The sequence below is a fragment of the Caballeronia telluris genome (genome assembly GCF_001544495.1).
GTDB classification, from domain to species: domain Bacteria; phylum Pseudomonadota; class Gammaproteobacteria; order Burkholderiales; family Burkholderiaceae; genus Caballeronia; species Caballeronia telluris.
Genome location: NZ_FCNZ02000025.1, coordinates 64,567 through 81,958, shown reverse-complemented (window position 1 = coordinate 81,958; position 17,392 = coordinate 64,567). Strand labels below are relative to the sequence as shown.

Here is a 17,392-nt window from a genome sequence, read left to right as displayed (position 1 = left end):
CGCCGTGAACGCACGCCCTGCGTGAGCGTGCCCGCAGCGGCGGCGCGGTGTTCTTGCATCGAAGCGGACCCTTGCGTCACAAGGCCGACGGCGATGCATGCCGTTCTCGCGCGTGCACCTGGCACGTCTCTCGCATCAGGAGGCGCTCGCAAAACGCGTTGTTTCGTTTCGGGCGCCGCTTGCGTTCATCGTGAATCCGATTCGAGAGAGAGTGTGTGATGAGCAAATCGATGTGTTTCGGCGCGGCAGTCGCGGGATTGACGCTGATCGGCGCCGTTCCGGGTACCGACCTGTTGTCGTCGATCGACGGCATGACCGCGTATGTCTATGACGACGACGCTTCCGTAAGCCGCGCGGGCCCGTGCCGCAGTGCGTGCGATGTGGTCGGGCCGGACCACTTCTACGCGGACGACCGCAAGCTTGGCGACGTGAACGACAACGGAGTCGGCAGCATCTGGCACGCGATCCGGCCGGCGGCTCATGCGAATCCGGGTGCCGCGTTTGCGCAGGTGACCGACGACTTCTGAGCGCAGAGCGTACATATATCGCACGTCGCTGAACGCGGGCCGGGACACATGTTTGCCACCGTCCCACTATCGCTAAAAAATCCGTTGGTCGCGTGACGACACGTCGCCGGTTCAGCATCTCTTCAAAACCATCAAGAGTCCGCCAGACAAGGTTCGCTGCAATCTGGCATGGGCTCTGCATTGAGAAGCGTCCAGCCGTAGCACGGACTGCCAGCCATCGACCCCGATGACCTGCACCGGATGCCCGCCTGGAATCCATGTGTCGCGCCGGCTTGTGCCGACACGCAATCGACCAGGCCGCAGTCGGAGGACATCATGTTCGTCTACCTTTATTTCTTGCTGAAGAAGACGCTGGAACGCGCCGAACACAGCCGTCGCGACGCGTACCTTGGCGCCGCCGTCGACATAGGCGAACTCGAACGCCGCATGCGTTCGATGGAGATGAACCACTAAAGCGGCGAGTCGCTTGACCACGAGTGAAGTCCACGCGCACTGCCTTCGCGTCCCATGAGCGAGATGGACAACGCCATCGCATCGCAAGCCCTCCCGTCCCCGACGACCGTGATCGCCCTGCATTGCTCCGGCTGCGGAGCCGCGCAATGGCATAAGCTCAACGAGGCGCTCGGCTCGCGCCATGCGTTCTTCGCGCCCGAGCACTAGGACTGCGACAGCACCGGACCCTAAAGCGGCGAGCGCGCGTTCACGCTCGCCGACGAAGCCGCGCGGACCGTCGGCATCATCGACGCCTCGCGCGCCAAGGTGCATCTCGGCGCTTATCAGGACCGTCGAGGCGAATCGCGTGAGCCTGGAGCTTTCCACGGACAGCTATCGCAAGGAGCTCACTACGTTTATCTCGGTGCTCGACGCCGAGTGGCGACTGGCCCAGATGCGCGAACAACTCGCGCAATCGACCGTCAGCGTGACGACCGATTTGATTGCCGTCTACAAGTCGTTGGGCGGAGGCTGGGAGGATTTTCCGGATCAGCTTCCTGCGCAGTCGGCGCAGTTGAAATAGAGGATTGGCCGCGCGCAATCATCCGTCATCCGTGCTGCGAGCGTCCGAGGGGACCGGATTGAAGATGCCGGTCGCGTTCGATGGCCCCTGCGGCCCAGGCGACGACGTAATGGGTTCCGGTTCGACGAGGATGGTTCGTCCTCAAGGCTCGGTTCGTTCGATGGCGTCCTGCTGAAGAAACCGGCGCAACGAATCCTCGAGCGCGGCAAATCTGGCGTGCCGTTCGAGTTCCTCCGCAGCCTCGTGGCGTTCGTTGCGGCGTTGCGCGACATGCGCGCGTTCCAGCGCGAAAGCGGCGCGCTCCTGCAATCGACGCACCGAGACCCACAGCGCTTCTTCGACGCTTCGCTCCTGCGCCGCGTTGAGTGACGCGTTCGAGAACGCGTGGCCGGTGTGGCACCGGTAACGCAACGGCTCGGTTTCTCCGACGCGCCAGATCACGCCGCCGCAATCCGGACACGTCAGGGTGCTCCGTTCGCCGAGCGCGTCGAGATCATCGGGCGACGAATGACCGGTGAGCGCAATGCGCGTTTCCAGCTCGATGGGTGTTTTATCCATGACGATCCGTCGTTCCTCAGAAGGCTTTTGGTTCACTGCGTCCACGATGGCGTCGCCCAACCGGTCGAGTGGGGCGATCACGTCCGCCGTCGTGGCGCGCAGCGCACTCGACGGCATCGAGGGCGCGACGCAGTCCGACGGGTCCTGGACCGCGACCCATCCGCCGCATGCCTTGATCGCTGCGATGCCGGCTGCACCGTCGTCGAGATCGCCGGTCAGCACGATCCCGATGACGCGTTCACCAAACTCGACCGCTACGGATCGAAATAGCGGGTCGACGGCGGGACGCGCGAAGTTTTCCTTTGGACCGGAGCTCAGACGCACTGGTCCTTCGAAGACCATCAAGTGCCGGTCGGGCGGCGCAACGTAGACGACCGACCGCGCAAGGGGCTCGTCGTCCTCGGCGTGCTTGACCGGCAGACGGCAATGCGGCGCAAGAAGCTCGGGCAGAAGGCTGCGTTGCGTGCCGACATGCATCACCACGAGCACGGCGGCGTGCAGGTCCTCGGGGAAAGCAGCAAGGATTGCTCGCAGAGCGGCAAGGCCGCCGAGCGATGTACCGATAACGATGACGTGACGATGACCTGTCGGCATGTGGAAGAGTTGCACATCCTTTTGAGGTTGCCAGGACTTACTTTCGCGAGCGCACAGACATGAAACGAGCCTACACCGCAGCCCGGACGATGGCGTTGTACGTAAGAGAATCATTTCGTACAAAGGACCGGAAGGCGCGAGCCATTTCACTCGCGCACCGCGAAACAAAGCGCTAGAGACAAGCCGGCGACCGGAAATGTTTGCTTCGCGACGATCTGGAGCCCCGTGATCGCCAAGGCGAAGCACGGCCTTGGCATTTGCGTTGCTTCCGAACGGAGTGGAAATACTTCGCGACCCGGAGGCAGTGATGAACCCGGACATACTTCAGATTGCGCGTGACTCGGGAATGCTGGTGTTGCTCGAAGGCCGGATCGGCCACGAGGAATACACGAGCGTGAGCGGCTCCGTGAGCGCGCTATCGCGATTCGCGCGCTCGATCATGCATACGCCGATGGCCGGTACTCGCACAAACCGTCTGGTCCGCGGATCGTTGAACCATACGCTCGTGGTTGCGCGAATGCGCGAGCGCATGTACCGAATGCGCAGCGCTCAACGTCCATCGAAGTCGGCATGCAGCCTGCACAGTCCCCGAAAGGACGACGCGCCTCACCATCTCAACAAGCGCGGTCCTAGCAACGCGCCGATCACCGTCGGCACGAGCATGCCGAGCACATACCAGACGCCCCAGAAAGGTATCGCCATCTCGGGGCAGTGCAGACAGTAAGCGAGCGTCGCCGTCGATCCGGCCAGCAGCCCGCCGACGGCGCCCGTCAACGCAAGTCGGGTCGGCGCGAGGCCCTTGAGCGCCCAGAACGCGGCGATCAATCCTGGGACCGACAGCATCGCGATGTTCAACGGACACACGCGCCAGGTCTTGCCGAGCACCATCGCGAGCCGTTCGTCAGCGGAGGCCGACGCCAGCACATAAAGCGTGGCGATCCAGACGGCCGCCACCGGCAGGCCGATCAGCGCCCAGCCGCCTTTCGGCGCGACGCCGGGCCTCGCGAGCCGCGTGGACACGACGAGCGCACCCACCATCAGCAAGAGCGGCAGCGCGATCTTTGCCCAGAAGACCGGCGTAACTGCCACGACAGCAAGGTCGGTTCGGACGCCGAGAAACACGGCGACGAGCAGCATCGCGCTGACCGCGCCGATCAATACGGCGATGCCGAATCGTCTCACGAGCACGTGCCGGTCAACTGGCGTGACGCCGTTGGCGAGCATCGATATGAAGTCATCGGTTTTCATCGCATTCCTCGAGTCTTGGCAGCCAGCGCCTTCAATCCACGATGCACGCCGATCTTGACCGCGGATTCCGACAGTCCGGTCACGCGTGCAGTCTCCGACACCGACAGCCCCTCCAGCTTCACATGCACGATCGGCAGACGCTGGCGCTCGGGCAACTGCTCCAGCAACTTCCCAAGGTCTCGCTTCGCCTGTGCAGGTTCGAGGTCGGGCGCCGCGAACAGCTCGAACGCGTCGTCGATCGGATCATTCAGGGCGTCATGCCGCGCGCGCGCCCGAAAGTAGTCCATCAGCTTGTAGCGCGCTATGGCGTGTACCCAGGCGGTGAGCGGTTCGTGCCGGCGATACGTTTGCCGCGCGTTATGCACGGCGAGCAGGGTCTCCTGCACGAGGTCTTCGACGTCGCCCGGCTGAGCAAGGAGTCTTCGCCGCAGGAAGCCACGAAGATGCGTGCTCAATTCCACCAGGAACAGCCGATACGCCTTTTCGTCGCCGTCGAGCCCGCTCAAGAAGAGTGCCTGGAGGTGCGCCTCCCGTGCTTTTAGACGGGCGTTATCCGTAATTCGATCCATTGCCCGCTCTGGTTACAGGAAGCACGAACTTATTTTCGCCACATTCTACCTACCCGCGAGCGCAAGCCCGTTGGCCGTTGTCGCGCACCGTCCACAGAAAATTATTCGCTGCCTGTAACCGGATCGGTTCGCGCGTCGAATTACCTCTCGGATGCGCGTTGAACGACGCATCGAAAACAGAGGCGTACGTCGTCGGGGCCGCGCGGTTGTGCGGAATCCGACTTCACGCAACTTACTGCAAACCTACAAGGAGTTGATATGAAACGCATTGCAATCGCAGCATTTGCCGCAGCCTTGCTCACAAGCGGTGGCCCGGCATTCGCCCAGGCAAGCGGCGCAATGTCCAACGATTCGATGTCGAAGGACTCGATGTCGAAGGATGCGATGTCGAAGGATTCGATGTCCAAGGATTCGATGAGCAAAGACTCGATGTCCAAGGATTCAGGCAAGAAGATGAAGCATGACGAGATGAAAAAGGGTGACTCGGCGATGAAGCAGGGCAGCGAGAACGGCATGAGCAAATAAGCGCCGCGACGCGCGATGAACCACCGGCGACGATTGGCGCAACTCGTCAATCGCGTTTCGCCACGCGTGTCGGTGGTCAGCGCTCTTCTGCCGCGAGCGGCCCGCTCGACGAATCAGGCGTGCACGTCCTGCTCGCCGAGCGGTCGCACGGTCTCTTCCGCATGGGAATCCTCCAGACCGTGGCGGGCGCGGTATCGACGAACCCACAGCGCAGTCAGAATCGGCACGAGGATGGCCGTCACCAGACACGCGGTCGCGACCATGGCCGTCGCCGCCGGCACGAGCGGCTTGAAGCGCGGGATCATTTCGCCGATGATCGCCGGATTCGCTACCGCCGCCCCCGCCGTCGACGATGCGGCCAACCCGGCCGCGCCATTGCCGCCCGCGATCCAGCGGTCCGCGAGAATCAGCGGAATGCCCGTCACGACGATGACCACCAGTCCGAGCACGACGCCCGGCAATCCGCTCGTCGCGATCACGTGCAGGTCGATGCCGTTGCCAAGTGCAAAGCCGAAGAACGGAATCAGCGGATGGACGCAGCGGCCAAAGAGTTCGCGCAGGTCGCCGTCGAGGTTGCCGAGCGCGAAGCCGATCAGGAACGGCAGCACCGCACCGACGAAAAGCCGCGGCTCGAAAACCGCGACACCCGTCGCGCCGAGAATGAGCATGCTGATGAGCGGCCCGGATTCCACCGACATCAGCACGAACGCGCCCGCCTCTTCGCGGCTCCCGTATTGCTGCATGACGGCGGCGTAGAGTCCGCCGTTGGTCATGTCCATCGACGTCGTGATCGCCAGCACGGACAGTCCCGCGAAGAGACCGGTCTTGATGCCGTCGATCGGGATGAAGCGCGCCGCGAGGATCGTCGCGACCCATGCGACGGCCATCTTCGTGACCAGCAACGTGCCCGACTTGCGCAGCACGGTTCCGGTCGCTCGAAGATCGATGGTCGCGCCCATGCAGAAGAACCAGACGGCGAGGATCGGCACGGTGCCGGTGATCAGGCCATTGGTGAACGAGCCGAAGTGCTTGCCCGCGCCGGGCGCGAACGTATGAACGCAGGCGCCGAGCAACAGGGGCACCAGCATGAGGCCGCCGGGAATGCGGTCAATCGCTTTCTTTATCTTCATGTCTCCTCCGTGATTTGAGCGTACGGATGGCGGGCTGTCTGCCCTGAGCGGCGGCCGCGTGTGCCAACGTGCATGCCGGTCTGGCGCAATATAGCATCGTTGTTTTCGATGCGCTCGGCGCACTCGAAAGGGCGAGTTAATCGTTTACCCGGAATCGCGGTTTTACGCGGAATCGTCGCGAGGTAAGCGAAACGACGCCTCTAGGCCGGGTCGGTGAAGCGGATGCGATCGCCAAGGCCGTATCGTTCCTCGCATCCGATGACGCACCCATAGGGCGTGCAATGACCACGCATCATCAGTCGCGCACTGACTTGTCGAGTTCGGTAAAGAGCCAGTCCTGGAAATTGCGCAGCTTCGGCAACTCCGCGCGCGACTTCAGCAGATTCATCGTATAGCCCTTCACGCGGAGTCCCTCCACGCCAAGCGGCGCCACGAGTCGTCCCGTTTCAAGCTCCCTCTGCACCAGCAGCAGGCTTTCGAGGCACACGCCCATCCCGTCCGCCGCCGCGCTGATCGCCATGAACGAGCGCGCGAAGCGCGGCCCGCGCGTGATATCGACGACGGTCTTGCGATAGAGGCGCATCCAGTCTCGCCATCCGACGAGGCATCCCTCGCTGTGAATCAGCGCATGGTGCCGCAGGTCCGCGACCGTGCGGATCGATTGCTCACCCTGCATCAGCGCCGGCGAGCAAAGCGGCACGATGGTTTCCGGCGGGAACTCGAGCACCATCGTGCCGGCCGGTTGCATCTTGCGCGCGCCGTAACGGATCTCCACATCGACCGCGCCGGTGGTGAGATCGCAGGGTTCCGTCGACGCATTGAGCCGCACGTCGATATCCGGATTGAGCGCGCTGAAACGCGCGAGCCGCGACATGAGCCATTGCGTCGCGAAGCTCGGCGTCGCATGCACGGTGAGGATGTCGCTCTTCGCGACGCGGCCGGCGTCCCGCGTCGCGGCCTCGATGCGTCCGAACGCCGCGCCGATCTCCTCGGCATACGTTCGGCCGAGGTCGGTGAGCACGACCGCGCGATGCACGCGATGAAAGAGCCGCACGCCCAATTGCTCCTCCAGCAGCTTCACCTGATGACTGATCGCCGAGGGCGTCACGAACAACTCTTCTGCTGCAAGCGCGAACGACGATAGCCTGGCAGCCGCCTCGAAGGCTTGTATCGACTTGAGTGTTGCGCGATTTTGCATTGCAGTATCCGAGTGAATTCAATTCAGCGATCAGCCACTTTAATTCGTTTGAGCGCGCGGACTCAAGCCGATACGCTTGAATCACTCGCCGAGCCATATACGACAAGGGTTTTCCCGATGCGGCGAGGGTGGGTGCGAAGGCCTCTAAAGCGGTCACTTCACATCATCCAGAACCGAGGCCGACAGCCGTTTCGTCTGCCGATACAAGATGGAGACAACTCGTGAATACGAGCGAAGCCGGGCAACGCGCCCCTCTCGCGGAACGCGCCTACCGCATCCGGCGCAATGCGCTGTTGATGGGTGAAGTGCAGGGGCAAGGCTATATCGGCCAGGCACTCGATATCGCCGACGTGCTGGCCGTCGCCTACTTCGGCGCGATGCGTTACCAGCCCGAGAATCCCGACTGGGAAGGGCGTGATCGCTTCCTGCTCTCGAACGGCCACTATGCAATCGCGCTCTATGCGGCGCTCTTCGAAGCAGGCTTCCTGCCGCCGGAAGAACTCGAAACCTACGGCAGCGACGACAGCCGTCTGCCGATGTCCGGCATGGCTGCCTACACGCCGGGCATGGAGATGTCGGGCGGCTCGCTCGGCCACGGTCTGACGATTGCGGTGGGGCGCTGCCTCGGTTTGAAGCGCAAAGGTTCGGACGCGTTCGTCTACACGCTGTTCTCCGATGGCGAACTCGATGAAGGCGCGATCTGGGAAGGCATCATGTCGGCGGCTCACTGGAAGCTCGACAACCTGATCGCGATGGTCGACGTCAACAATCAGCAAGCCGATGGCCCGTCGACGCAAATCATGGCGTTCGAACCGCTCGTCGAAAAGCTCGAAGCGTTCGGCTGGTACACGCAACGCGTCGACGGCAACGACATCGATGCCGTGAAGGCCGCGTTCGACAACGCACGCAATCATCCGGAACCGCAGCCGCGCATGATCGTCTGCGATACGCGCATGGGGTGCGGTGTGCCGTTTCTCGAAGCGCGCGAGAAGAATCACTTTATCCGCGTCGATCCGCATGAATGGCAACTGGCGCTTGCCGCGCTCGACGAAGGGAGACAAGCATGAACGACACCACGACGAAGAAGCCGCGCCTGAAGACCTCGGCGATGATCGCGTCGATTGCGAGCGAAGGGCAGGTCACGCGCTCGGCGCCGTTCGGGAATGCGCTTGTCGAACTGGCGCGCGAGCGGCAGAACGTGGTCGCCATGACGGCCGACCTCGGCAAGTACACCGACCTGCATCTCTTCGCGAAGGAGTTTCCCGAGCGCTACTACCAGATGGGCATGGCCGAGCAACTGCTGATGGGCGCGGCAGCCGGTCTCGCGCACGAAGGCGCGCAGCCGTGGGTGACAACCTACGCCGTGTTCGCGACGCGCCGCGCCTACGACTTCATGCATCAGGCCATCGCCGAGGACAATCTCGATGTGAAGATCGTCTGCGCCTTGCCGGGGCTCACGACCGGCTACGGCCCGAGCCATCAGGCGGCGGAAGATCTTGCCTTGATGCGTGCGATGCCGGGCATGACCGTGATCGATCCATGCGATGCGCTCGAAATCGAACAGATGGTGCCCGCGATCGCGGACCACAAGGGCCCGGTCTATGCACGCCTCTTGCGCGGCAACGTGCCCGTCGTGCTCGATGAATACGACTATCAGTTCGAACTCGGCAAGGCGAAGCTGCTGCGCGACGGCGCCGAAGTGCTGATCATTTCGACCGGCATCATGACGATGCGCGCGCTCGAAGCGGCCAAGGCGCTCGAAGCGGACAACGTCGGCGTGGGCGTGCTGCATGTGCCGACCATCAAGCCGCTCGACACCGCCACCATCCTGCGCGAAGCCAAGCGATCCGGGCGCCTCGTCGTGGTCGCGGAGAACCATACCGGCATCGGTGGACTCGGCGAAGGCGTCGCCACTGCGCTTCTCACCGCGGGCATCACGCCGCCGTTCCGCCAGATTGCCTTGCCCGACGCCTTCCTCGACGCGGGCGCACTGCCGACCTTGCACGACCGCTACGGCATCTCGACGAACGTGATGGTCGACACCATCAGGAACTGGCTCGGCTGAAACACGCTTCAAACCGCACACACTCATCAGTCAAATAATCAGGAGAAACCCATCATGTCTGACTCGCGTCTTCTCGAAGGCAAGGTCGCCGTCATTTCCGGCGCAGCATCTCCCCGCGGTATCGGCATGGCGACCGCACGCATGTTCGCGAAGCACGGCGCGAAGGTCGCGATTCTCGATCTCGACGAAGCTCAGGCGAAGGAAGCGGCGGCATCGATCGGCGCGGAGCATCGCGGCTATGTGTGCAACGTGACCGACCGGCAGGCGTGCGAGGACGCCGTAGCGAAAGTCGTCGCCGACTTCGGCAAGATCGACGTGCTCATCAACAACGCCGGCATCACGCAGGCGGCGAAGTTCCTCGACATTGACCCGCAAAGCTGGGACCGCATCCTCGATGTCAACCTGCGCGGCGTGCTGTATCTTTCGCAAGCCGTCGTGCCGCAGATGAAGAAGCAGAAGAGCGGGGCGATCGGCTGCATGTCGTCGGTGTCCGCGCAGCGCGGCGGCGGCATTCTGGGCGGCCCGCACTACTCGGCCGCGAAGGCGGGCGTGCTCGGTCTGGCGAAGGCGATGGCGCGCGAACTGGGCGGCGAAGGCATCCGCGTCAATTGCGTGACGCCGGGTCTGATCCAGACCGACATCAACGCGGGCAAGATTCCTGAAGAGAAGCGCGGCGAGATTCTCGCGGGCATTCCGGCCGGCCGCCTCGGCGTGCCGGACGACGTCGCGGGCGCGTTCCTCTTCCTCGCGGCGGACATTTCGTCGTACATCACCGGCGCCGTCATCGACGTCAACGGAGGCATGCTGATCCACGGTTGAGCGTCGCAGCAAGGCACACGCGCCAGAGAGCGCATTGCCGAAACGCATTGAATGAAGCGTCCACGAGGCGCCGCAAAAAGCCGCCTCGGAAGGCGCGATAACCATACCGATACCCAGTATTGGAGGAGCACACCATGACAACCCGTCCGACCGCCCTGAAGGGCATCGACCGCCGCACGTTCCTGAAAGCAGGCGCCACGGTCGCCGCCGCGGCGCCGCTGTTGGGCCTTTCGCACCGCGCGTCCGCCGCCGAATTCAACTACAAGCTCGCGACCGGCCAGGACCCGACGCATCCCGTCAACATCCGCGCGCAGGAAGCGCTCAACAAGATCCGCGAGGCGACGGGCGGCAAGCTCGACATCAAGCTGTTCCCGGCAAACCAGTTGGGCTCCGACACCGACCTGCTCTCGCAAGTGCGCAGCGGCGGCGTGGAGTTCTTCAACCAGGCATCGTCGATTCTCGCGACGCTCGCGCCGGCCGCCGGCATCGTCAACACGGGGTTTGCGTTCCAGGACTACGACGCCGTCTGGAAGGCGATGGACGGCGACCTCGGCGCCTACGTGCGCGGCCAGATCGAGAAAGCGGGCATCGTGTCGGTCTCGCGCGCGTGGGACAACGGCTTCCGCCAGGTCAGTTCGTCGACGCGAGTCGTGAAGACGCCCGATGACCTCAAGGGCTTCAAGATTCGCGTGCCGCAGGCGCCGATGCTCACGTCGCTCTTCAAGGCGCTCGACGCCGGCCCCTCGCCGATCAACTTCAACGAACTCTATTCCGCCTTGCAGACGGGCGTGGTGGAAGGCCAGGAAAATCCGCTGCCGATCATCGCGACGGCCAAGCTCTATGAAGTGCAGAAGTCGATCAGCCTGACCTCGCACGTGTGGGACGCGTACTGGATTCTCGGCAACCGCCGCGCGTGGGAGAAGCTTCCCGCCGACATGCGCGCGATCGTCACGCGTGAGTTCGAAGCGGCCGGCATGCTGCAGCGCGCGGACATCGCGAAGCTGAACGTCTCGCTGCGCACGGACCTGAAGACGAAGGGCATCAACATCGTGGAAGTCGATCGCGAAGCCTTCCGCAACGCGCTGCGCAAGACGAGCTTCTACAGCGACTGGAAAACCAAGTACGGCAACGAGGGCTGGTCGCTCCTGGAAAAGAACGTCGGCAAGCTGGTGTGATGCCATGACCACGTACACGGCTTCGCACGCGGCGCCGCGCCGCATAGCCGGTGTCCTCGACACCGTTCTCGGTCATCTTGTGGAGATCCCTGCCGCGCTCCTCGTGCTCGCGGAAATCGTGGTACTGCTCACGGGCGTGACGAGCCGTTACCTGCTGCACGCGCCGCTCGTCTGGTCCGACGAGCTCGCGTCCATCCTGTTCCTGTGGCTCGCCATGCTCGGCGCGGTGGTCGCGTTGCGGCGCGGCGAGCACATGCGGATGACGGCGCTCGTCGGCATGGCGTCGCCGGGCGTGCGGGCGTTTCTCGAAGTCATCGCGATCGCGGCGCCGCTCGCGTTCCTCGTGCTCGTGATCGGCCCGGCCGTCGAGTTCGCACAGGACGAAGCGTTCATCACGACGCCCGCGCTCGAAATCCCGAACTCGTGGCGGGCGGCGGCGCTGCCGGTCGGCACGGCGCTGATGTTGCTCGTCGCGTGCCTGCGGCTCGTGCGCAGCGCCAACTGGCGCCTGACGATCGCGGCGCTCGTGCTCGTCGCCGTGGTCGGGGGCGCCTTCTACGCGCTTGCGCCGGTGTTCCGCGACCTCGGCAACGTTAACCTGCTGATCTTCTTTGTCGGGCTGGTGGCGCTGACCGTGCTCTCGGGCGTGCCGATCGCGTTCTCGTTCGGCCTCGCGACCTTCGGCTATCTCGCGCTCACGACGAGCACGCCGCTCGTCGTCGTGGTCGGTCGTATGGACGAGGGCATGTCGCACCTGATCCTGCTCTCGGTGCCGCTCTTCGTGTTCCTCGGCCAGTTGATCGAGATGACCGGCATGGCCGCCGCGATGATCGCGTTTCTTGCGAGTCTGCTCGGACACGTGCGCGGCGGTCTGTCCTACGTGCTGGTCGGCGCGATGTATCTCGTGTCGGGCATTTCGGGCTCGAAGGCCGCCGACATGGCGGCCGTCGCGCCGGTGCTGTTTCCCGAGATGAAGGCGCGCGGCGCGAAGCCCGGCGACCTCGTCGCGCTGCTCGCCGCCACCGGCGCGCAGACCGAGACGATCCCGCCGAGCCTCGTCTTGATCACGCTCGGCTCGGTGACGGGCGTGTCGATCTCGGCGCTCTTCACGGGCGGCATGCTGCCGGGCGTCGTGCTCGCGGTGACGCTGTGCGCGGTCGTGTGGTGGCGTTATCGCGGCGACGATCTGTCGGGCGTGCGCCGCGCGAACCGCGCGGAGATCGCGAAGAAGCTGGTGATCGCGGTGCCGGCGCTCGCGCTGCCGTTCGTGATCCGCGCGGCGGTGGTCGAAGGCATCGCGACGGCAACCGAGGTGTCGACCATCGGCATCGCGTATGCCGTGCTCGCGGGCCTTCTCATCTACCGCCGCTTCGAATGGGCGCGCCTGAAGCCGATGCTGATCGACACGGCCGCGCTGTCGGGCGCGATTCTCCTGATAATCGGCGCGGCGACCGGCATGGCGTGGGCGCTCACGCAGTCGGGTTTCTCCGGCCAGCTTGCCCGCACGATGGGCGGCTTGCCGGGCGGCGCGGCGATGTTCATGGCGGCATCGATCGTCGCGTTCATCGTGCTCGGCAGCGTGCTCGAAGGCATTCCCGCGATCGTGCTGTTCGGCCCGCTGATGTTCCCCATCGCGCGCCAGATGGGCATCGACGACGTTCACTACTCGATGGTCGTGATCCTGTCGATGGGCGTCGGCCTGTTCGCGCCGCCCTTCGGCGTGGGCTACTACTCGGCTTGCGCGGTGAGCCGCATCCATCCGGACGAAGGCATGAAGCCGATCGTCGGTTACATCCTGGCGCTCATCGTCGGCCTGATCGTGGTCGCCGCGGTGCCCTGGATCTCGACCGGTTTCCTGCATTGATCGACGCCCCTCGCCGTTCGGGCGAGGGCGCTTCTTTCACCGCTTCCTTCACCGCTTCTTTCACCGATTTTCCCATCGATAGCCTTAGACGCTGCCCGCATCCGGGCGGCACAGGAGAGATGCGTCATGTCAAATACCGAGGCCCGGCCGCTTGCCGATGCAATCCGCTTTCTCGCCATCGACTCGATCGTGCGCGCCGGCGAAGGCCATCAGGGCGTGCCGCTCGGCATGGCCGAGATCGCGACGGCGCTCTTCACGCGCCACATGAAGTTCAATCCCGCCGATCCGCAATGGCCCGATCGCGACCGCTTCGTCTTGTCGAACGGCCACGGCTCGATGCTGCTGTACGCGTTGCTGCATCTCACGGGCTACGCGCACTTCGGGATCGACGCGCTCAAGTCGTTCCGCGAGATGGGTTCGACGTGTGCCGGACACCCCGAGTTCGAACCCGCCGCCGGCATCGAAGTGACGACGGGGCCGCTCGGGCAGGGCATCGCGAACGCGTTCGGCATGGCAGTGGCGGAGGCTTATCAGAACGCGCGTTTCGGCGACGGCATCGTCGATCACTACACGTATGCGTTCGTCGGCGACGGTTGCCTGCAGGAAGGCATCGGCCAGGAGATGATCTCGCTTGCGGGCCATTTGCAACTCGGCAAGCTGATCCTCTGCTGGGACGATAACCAGATCACCGACGACGGCAGCACGTCGCTCTCGATCTCCGAGGACGTGAGCGCGCGCTTTCGCGTCGCGGGCTGGCATGTGGTCGAAGTGGACGGGCACGATCTCGAAGCCGTATCGGCGGCGCTCGTGATGGCGCGTCGCGATCCGCGACCTTCGATGATCGCGTGCCGTACGGTGATCGCGCGCGGCATCGCGCGTCTTCAGGGACAGCGCGGCGGCCACAGCGGCAAGCTCTTCGAGGCGGATTCGGAAGCCGCGCGCCGCGAACTCGGCTGGCCGCACGCGCCGTTCGACGTGCCCGCCGACGTGCTCGATGCATGGCGCAGCGCCGGACGTCGCAGCGAGGACGCGTATCGCGCGTGGCAGGCGCGCGTGGCCGCGTTGCCGGCGGCCGAGCGCGCCGAGTTTGAGCGCATCCAGGCAGGGCGTCTGCCCGATGGCTTGCGCGAAGCGCTGGAGGCGTACCAGCGTCGTGCGGTCGAAACCTCCGATGCACAGGCAGGCATCACGATCTCGGGTGAGATCAACGATCTGCTTGTGCCGTATCTGCCGGAACGCATGGTCGGCTGCGCGGACCTCGAAGCGCCGACGGGCCACAAGCGCAGCCTTAAGGCGTTCACCACGAGCGATCGCAGCGGCGCCTACGTGCACTGCGGCGTGCGCGAACACCTGATGGGCGCGATGGCGAACGGCATGGCCGCGCACGGCGGCGTCATTCCGCTTGCCGTCACCTATCTCGCGTTCTCCGACTACGAGCGTCCCGCGATGCGCATGGCCGCATTGATGGGCCTGCCGGTCAAGTTCGTGTTCAGTCACGATTCGATCGGCGTCGGCAGGAACGGGCCGACGCATCAGCCCGTCGAGATTCTCGCGTCGCTGCGCGCGATGCCGAACATGCGCGTGTTCCGACCCGCCGATGCCGTCGAAGCCGCCGAGTGCTGGATGATCGCGCTCGAACATCGGAGCGGGCCGAGCACGCTCGTGTTCGCGCGGCAGGCGTTGCTCATGGTGCGCACGACGCACGCGGCCGCCAACCTGTCGCAGCGCGGCGCATACGTGCTTGCCGAAGCCGAGGGCGGCAAGCGACGCGTCACGCTGATCGCGACCGGATCGGAGGTCGCGCTCGCGCTCGAAGCGCGTGCGCGCTTGCAGGCGGAAGGCATCGCGACGGCGGTCGTGTCGATGCCGTGCTGCGAGATCTTCGACGAGCAGGACGCCGCCTACCGTGCGTCCGTGCTCGGCGTGGGCACGGCGCGCGTCGCGGTGGAAGCAGCGGTGCGCTTCGGCTGGGACCGCTATCTCGGCGAGCGCGGCGGCTTCGTCGGGATGCCGGGCTTCGGCGCTTCCGGCCCCGCCGAGGCGCTGTATGAACATTTCGGCATCACGCCCGCGCATATCGCCGCCGAAGCGAAGCGCCTCATCTCATCCCACGAAGGCTGATCATGCACAAGATCGTATTTCTCGACCGCGCCACGCTCGCTCCGCAGATCAAGCTGCGCGCGCCGGGCTTCGCGCACGAACTCGCGGACTATGCGCAGACGCAACCGGAGGACGTGGCGGCGCGCATCGCGGGTGCGTCCATCGTCATCACGAACAAGGTCGCGCTCACGGCCGACATCTTCGCGCAAAGCCCGGGGCTGAAACTCGTGGCCGTCGCGGCGACGGGCACGGATTGCGTCGACAAGGCCGCGTGCGCGCGTCATGGCATCGCGGTGGCGAACATTCGCGGCTATGCGGTGAACACGGTGCCCGAGCATACGTTCGCGCTGATGCTCGCGTTGCGTCGAAACCTGATAGCGTATCGCGACGACGTGTTGAACGGCGTCTGGCAGAAGTCCGGCCAGTTCTGCTTCTTCGATCATCCGATCCGCGATCTGGCGGGCGCAACGCTCGGCATCATCGGGGAAGGCGTACTCGGGCAGCGCGTCGCGGAGATCGCGAAGGTCTTCGGCATGCGGCCGATATTCGCGGCGCACAAAGGCAGCCAGGGGTTCGGGCCGCTCTACACGCCGTGGGACGAGATGCTCGCGACGAGCGACATCATCACCGTGCACAGCCCGCTCACGCCGCAGACGCGCGGCATGCTCGCGATGCCCGAATTCCGCGCGATGAAGCGCAAGCCGTTGATCATCAACACGGCGCGCGGCGGACTCGTCGATGAAGCCGATCTCGCGCGCGCCCTCGACGAAGGGCTCATCAGTGGCGCGGGTTTCGATGTCGTCTCGGGCGAGCCACCGGCCGCCGACAACCCGCTGATGCGTATCGCCGGGCGACCGAACGTCATCGTGACGCCGCATGTCGCATGGGCATCGGACGAAGCGCAGCAGGCGCTTGCCGACCAGCTGATCGACAATATCGAAAGTTTCATCGCGGGCATGCCGCGCAATCTGGTTCAAGCGGCTCTTTAGCGCCAGGCCGTGCGCCGCGCTAAAGAACGTAAAGCCAGCCGAGCAGCGTGAGGACTGAAAAGAGCGTAGTCATCGAGATCACTGCGCCGACTACGTTCTTTTGGACGTCGTATTCGACTGCGAGCACGTAGGCGCTCTTGGCGGTCGGCACGGCAGAGCATACGACGGCGGCGACGGTCGCAGTCCTGCCGAGGTCTGCCGCAAGACAAAGCGCGTAGACAACGAGCGGCATGACGGCCAGTTTGAGCGCGGTCAGCAACGCATAGAGACCCAGGCGTTCGCGCAGTTCGGCGATGGTCAGATCGAGTCCGATGGCGAACAGTGCGCACGGCGTCAGCGCTTCGCCGAGCATCGCAAGCGACGATGCGACAGGTCCCGGCAGTGTCGAACCGAGCATCGACCAAAGCAGTCCGAAGATCGTAGCGAGGATGACGGGATTGGTGGCGATCTGCCGCACCAGCGCCGCACTCCGTATGTTGCGCGAAGTGTCGTATCGCCCGATCTCCAGCAGCAGAACCAGTATCGGAAACATGACGGCGCCGATGAAGACGGTCGCGATCGCCGCCGCGAGCACGCCCGGCTTGCCGTAAAGCGTCTTCAATATCGGAAAGGCGACGAATCCGGTGTTCGTCATCGACACGGCAGCGGCCAGCATGCCGCTTGCTCCGATGCCTGCGCCGCGCGCGATGCGCATGAAGATCATCACCGCCGCAAAGCAGATCATGGAACCGCCGCCGAACGCAGCGAGGAAGCGCCAGTCGAGGAGCGCGTGAAGCGATTCGTCGGCGATCGTCAGAAAGACGAGGGACGGCATCGCCACGTAGTAGGCAAAGCGCATCAGTGGCGCGGCCAGCGCGCGCGGTATGTAACCGGAGGCGCCGGCGAGCCATCCCGCGAGAATGATCGCAAAGATCGGAAGTATGGTGCCGGCGAGATGCATGGTGACCTCCCGTTGCGCCGAGAGCCAGCGCATCGACGCTCCTCCCGGGCTGGGCGCCATTATCGGGCAGAACCTG

General features: G+C 64.6%; 17 protein-coding genes and 1 pseudogene. 12 read left to right on the top strand and 6 right to left on the bottom strand.

Going from position 1 to position 17,392, the window contains the following annotated elements; translation table 11 throughout:
* The first annotated feature begins 218 nt into the window (after nt 1–218).
* From AWB66_RS25765 to AWB66_RS25750, 4 genes and pseudogenes are all read left to right on the top strand, one after another.
* Nucleotides 219–527, top strand: a complete 309-nt coding sequence (locus AWB66_RS25765) for a COG4315 family predicted lipoprotein (RefSeq protein WP_087632911.1) — start codon at nt 219–221, stop codon at nt 525–527.
* A 315-nt stretch (nt 528–842) separates the two neighbouring features.
* A complete protein-coding gene (locus AWB66_RS25760; RefSeq protein ID WP_087632910.1) occupies nt 843–980 on the top strand; it encodes a DUF3563 family protein in 138 nt (45 codons plus the stop codon).
* A 63-nt stretch (nt 981–1,043) separates the two neighbouring features.
* Nucleotides 1,044–1,295, top strand: a pseudogene (locus tag AWB66_RS25755) (alpha/beta fold hydrolase); the annotation flags it as partial.
* Nucleotides 1,296–1,326: 31 nt separating this feature from the next.
* Nucleotides 1,327–1,542: a hypothetical protein gene (locus tag AWB66_RS25750; protein WP_235021236.1), complete on the top strand. Its 216-nt coding sequence runs from the start codon at nt 1,327–1,329 to the stop codon at nt 1,540–1,542.
* Nucleotides 1,543–1,683: 141 nt separating this feature from the next.
* On the opposite strand, the gene AWB66_RS25745 is transcribed toward AWB66_RS25750, so the two are convergent.
* The 3 genes from AWB66_RS25745 to AWB66_RS25735 form a co-directional block, all read right to left on the bottom strand.
* A complete protein-coding gene (locus AWB66_RS25745; RefSeq protein ID WP_159462941.1) occupies nt 1,684–2,709 on the bottom strand; it encodes a chemotaxis protein CheB in 1,026 nt (341 codons plus the stop codon).
* Between the two features lie 591 nt (nt 2,710–3,300).
* A complete protein-coding gene (locus AWB66_RS25740) occupies nt 3,301–3,942 on the bottom strand; it encodes a DUF1109 domain-containing protein (RefSeq protein WP_087632908.1) in 642 nt (213 codons plus the stop codon).
* A complete protein-coding gene (locus AWB66_RS25735; protein WP_087632907.1) occupies nt 3,939–4,511 on the bottom strand; it encodes a sigma-70 family RNA polymerase sigma factor in 573 nt (190 codons plus the stop codon). The genes AWB66_RS25740 and AWB66_RS25735 overlap by 4 nt, the downstream gene beginning before the upstream one ends.
* Nucleotides 4,512–4,769: 258 nt before the next feature.
* On the opposite strand from AWB66_RS25735, the gene AWB66_RS25730 reads away from it, so the two are divergent.
* Nucleotides 4,770–5,036, top strand: a complete 267-nt coding sequence (locus AWB66_RS25730) for a pentapeptide MXKDX repeat protein (RefSeq protein WP_087632906.1) — start codon at nt 4,770–4,772, stop codon at nt 5,034–5,036.
* 113 nt (nt 5,037–5,149) lie between these two features.
* Here AWB66_RS25730 and kdgT read toward each other — a convergent pair whose 3' ends face one another.
* Nucleotides 5,150–6,166 carry a 2-keto-3-deoxygluconate transporter gene (gene kdgT, locus AWB66_RS25725; RefSeq protein WP_087632905.1) on the bottom strand — a complete coding sequence of 339 codons (1,017 nt, stop codon included), beginning with the start codon at nt 6,164–6,166 and terminating at the stop codon, nt 5,150–5,152.
* Nucleotides 6,167–6,461: 295 nt separating this feature from the next.
* Nucleotides 6,462–7,364 carry a LysR substrate-binding domain-containing protein gene (locus AWB66_RS25720; protein WP_087632904.1) on the bottom strand — a complete coding sequence of 301 codons (903 nt, stop codon included), beginning with the start codon at nt 7,362–7,364 and terminating at the stop codon, nt 6,462–6,464.
* A gap of 221 nt (nt 7,365–7,585) precedes the next feature.
* On the opposite strand from AWB66_RS25720, the gene AWB66_RS25715 reads away from it, so the two are divergent.
* The 7 genes from AWB66_RS25715 (at nt 7,586) to AWB66_RS25685 (ending at nt 16,376) form a co-directional block, all read left to right on the top strand.
* Entirely contained in the window at nt 7,586–8,431 is an 846-nt protein-coding gene (locus AWB66_RS25715) for a transketolase (RefSeq protein ID WP_087632903.1), read from the top strand.
* Nucleotides 8,428–9,429 carry a transketolase family protein gene (locus tag AWB66_RS25710; protein ID WP_200819064.1) on the top strand — a complete coding sequence of 334 codons (1,002 nt, stop codon included), beginning with the start codon at nt 8,428–8,430 and terminating at the stop codon, nt 9,427–9,429. The genes AWB66_RS25715 and AWB66_RS25710 overlap by 4 nt, the downstream gene beginning before the upstream one ends.
* 54 nt (nt 9,430–9,483) lie before the next feature.
* Complete coding sequence (locus tag AWB66_RS25705; RefSeq protein ID WP_087632901.1) at nt 9,484–10,248, top strand: SDR family NAD(P)-dependent oxidoreductase; 765 nt, start codon at nt 9,484–9,486, stop codon at nt 10,246–10,248.
* A gap of 134 nt (nt 10,249–10,382) precedes the next feature.
* Entirely contained in the window at nt 10,383–11,423 is a 1,041-nt protein-coding gene (locus tag AWB66_RS25700; protein WP_087632900.1) for a TRAP transporter substrate-binding protein, read from the top strand.
* A gap of 4 nt (nt 11,424–11,427) precedes the next feature.
* Nucleotides 11,428–13,287, top strand: coding sequence for a TRAP transporter large permease (locus AWB66_RS25695; RefSeq protein ID WP_087632899.1), 1,860 nt, complete (start codon nt 11,428–11,430; stop codon nt 13,285–13,287).
* Nucleotides 13,288–13,386: 99 nt separating this feature from the next.
* Nucleotides 13,387–15,408, top strand: coding sequence for a transketolase (tkt, locus tag AWB66_RS25690; RefSeq protein ID WP_268811162.1), 2,022 nt, complete (start codon nt 13,387–13,389; stop codon nt 15,406–15,408).
* A gap of 2 nt (nt 15,409–15,410) precedes the next feature.
* Complete coding sequence (locus AWB66_RS25685) at nt 15,411–16,376, top strand: D-2-hydroxyacid dehydrogenase (RefSeq protein ID WP_087632897.1); 966 nt, start codon at nt 15,411–15,413, stop codon at nt 16,374–16,376.
* A 19-nt stretch (nt 16,377–16,395) separates the two neighbouring features.
* Here the strand turns inward: AWB66_RS25685 and AWB66_RS25680 are convergent, their stop codons facing one another.
* Nucleotides 16,396–17,316 (bottom strand): AEC family transporter, encoded by a 921-nt coding sequence (locus tag AWB66_RS25680; protein WP_087632922.1) that lies wholly within the window; start codon nt 17,314–17,316, stop codon nt 16,396–16,398.
* Nucleotides 17,317–17,392 lie beyond the last annotated feature (76 nt).

What these genes read in the sequence shown, in the direction of transcription:
- AWB66_RS25765 (WP_087632911.1), top strand. Translation starts at nt 219, where the DNA reads ATGAGCAAATCGATGTGTTTCGGCGCGGCAGTCGCGGGATTGACGCTG.
- AWB66_RS25760 (WP_087632910.1), top strand. Translation starts at nt 843, where the DNA reads ATGTTCGTCTACCTTTATTTCTTGCTGAAGAAGACGCTGGAACGCGCC.
- AWB66_RS25740 (WP_087632908.1), bottom strand. Translation starts at nt 3,942, where the DNA reads ATGAAAACCGATGACTTCATATCGATGCTCGCCAACGGCGTCACGCCA.
- AWB66_RS25735 (WP_087632907.1), bottom strand. Translation starts at nt 4,511, where the DNA reads ATGGATCGAATTACGGATAACGCCCGTCTAAAAGCACGGGAGGCGCAC.
- AWB66_RS25730 (WP_087632906.1), top strand. Translation starts at nt 4,770, where the DNA reads ATGAAACGCATTGCAATCGCAGCATTTGCCGCAGCCTTGCTCACAAGC.
- kdgT (WP_087632905.1), bottom strand. Translation starts at nt 6,166, where the DNA reads ATGAAGATAAAGAAAGCGATTGACCGCATTCCCGGCGGCCTCATGCTG.
- AWB66_RS25720 (WP_087632904.1), bottom strand. Translation starts at nt 7,364, where the DNA reads ATGCAAAATCGCGCAACACTCAAGTCGATACAAGCCTTCGAGGCGGCT.
- AWB66_RS25710 (WP_200819064.1), top strand. Translation starts at nt 8,428, where the DNA reads ATGAACGACACCACGACGAAGAAGCCGCGCCTGAAGACCTCGGCGATG.
- AWB66_RS25705 (WP_087632901.1), top strand. Translation starts at nt 9,484, where the DNA reads ATGTCTGACTCGCGTCTTCTCGAAGGCAAGGTCGCCGTCATTTCCGGC.
- AWB66_RS25700 (WP_087632900.1), top strand. Translation starts at nt 10,383, where the DNA reads ATGACAACCCGTCCGACCGCCCTGAAGGGCATCGACCGCCGCACGTTC.
- AWB66_RS25695 (WP_087632899.1), top strand. Translation starts at nt 11,428, where the DNA reads ATGACCACGTACACGGCTTCGCACGCGGCGCCGCGCCGCATAGCCGGT.
- AWB66_RS25685 (WP_087632897.1), top strand. Translation starts at nt 15,411, where the DNA reads ATGCACAAGATCGTATTTCTCGACCGCGCCACGCTCGCTCCGCAGATC.
- AWB66_RS25680 (WP_087632922.1), bottom strand. Translation starts at nt 17,316, where the DNA reads ATGCATCTCGCCGGCACCATACTTCCGATCTTTGCGATCATTCTCGCG.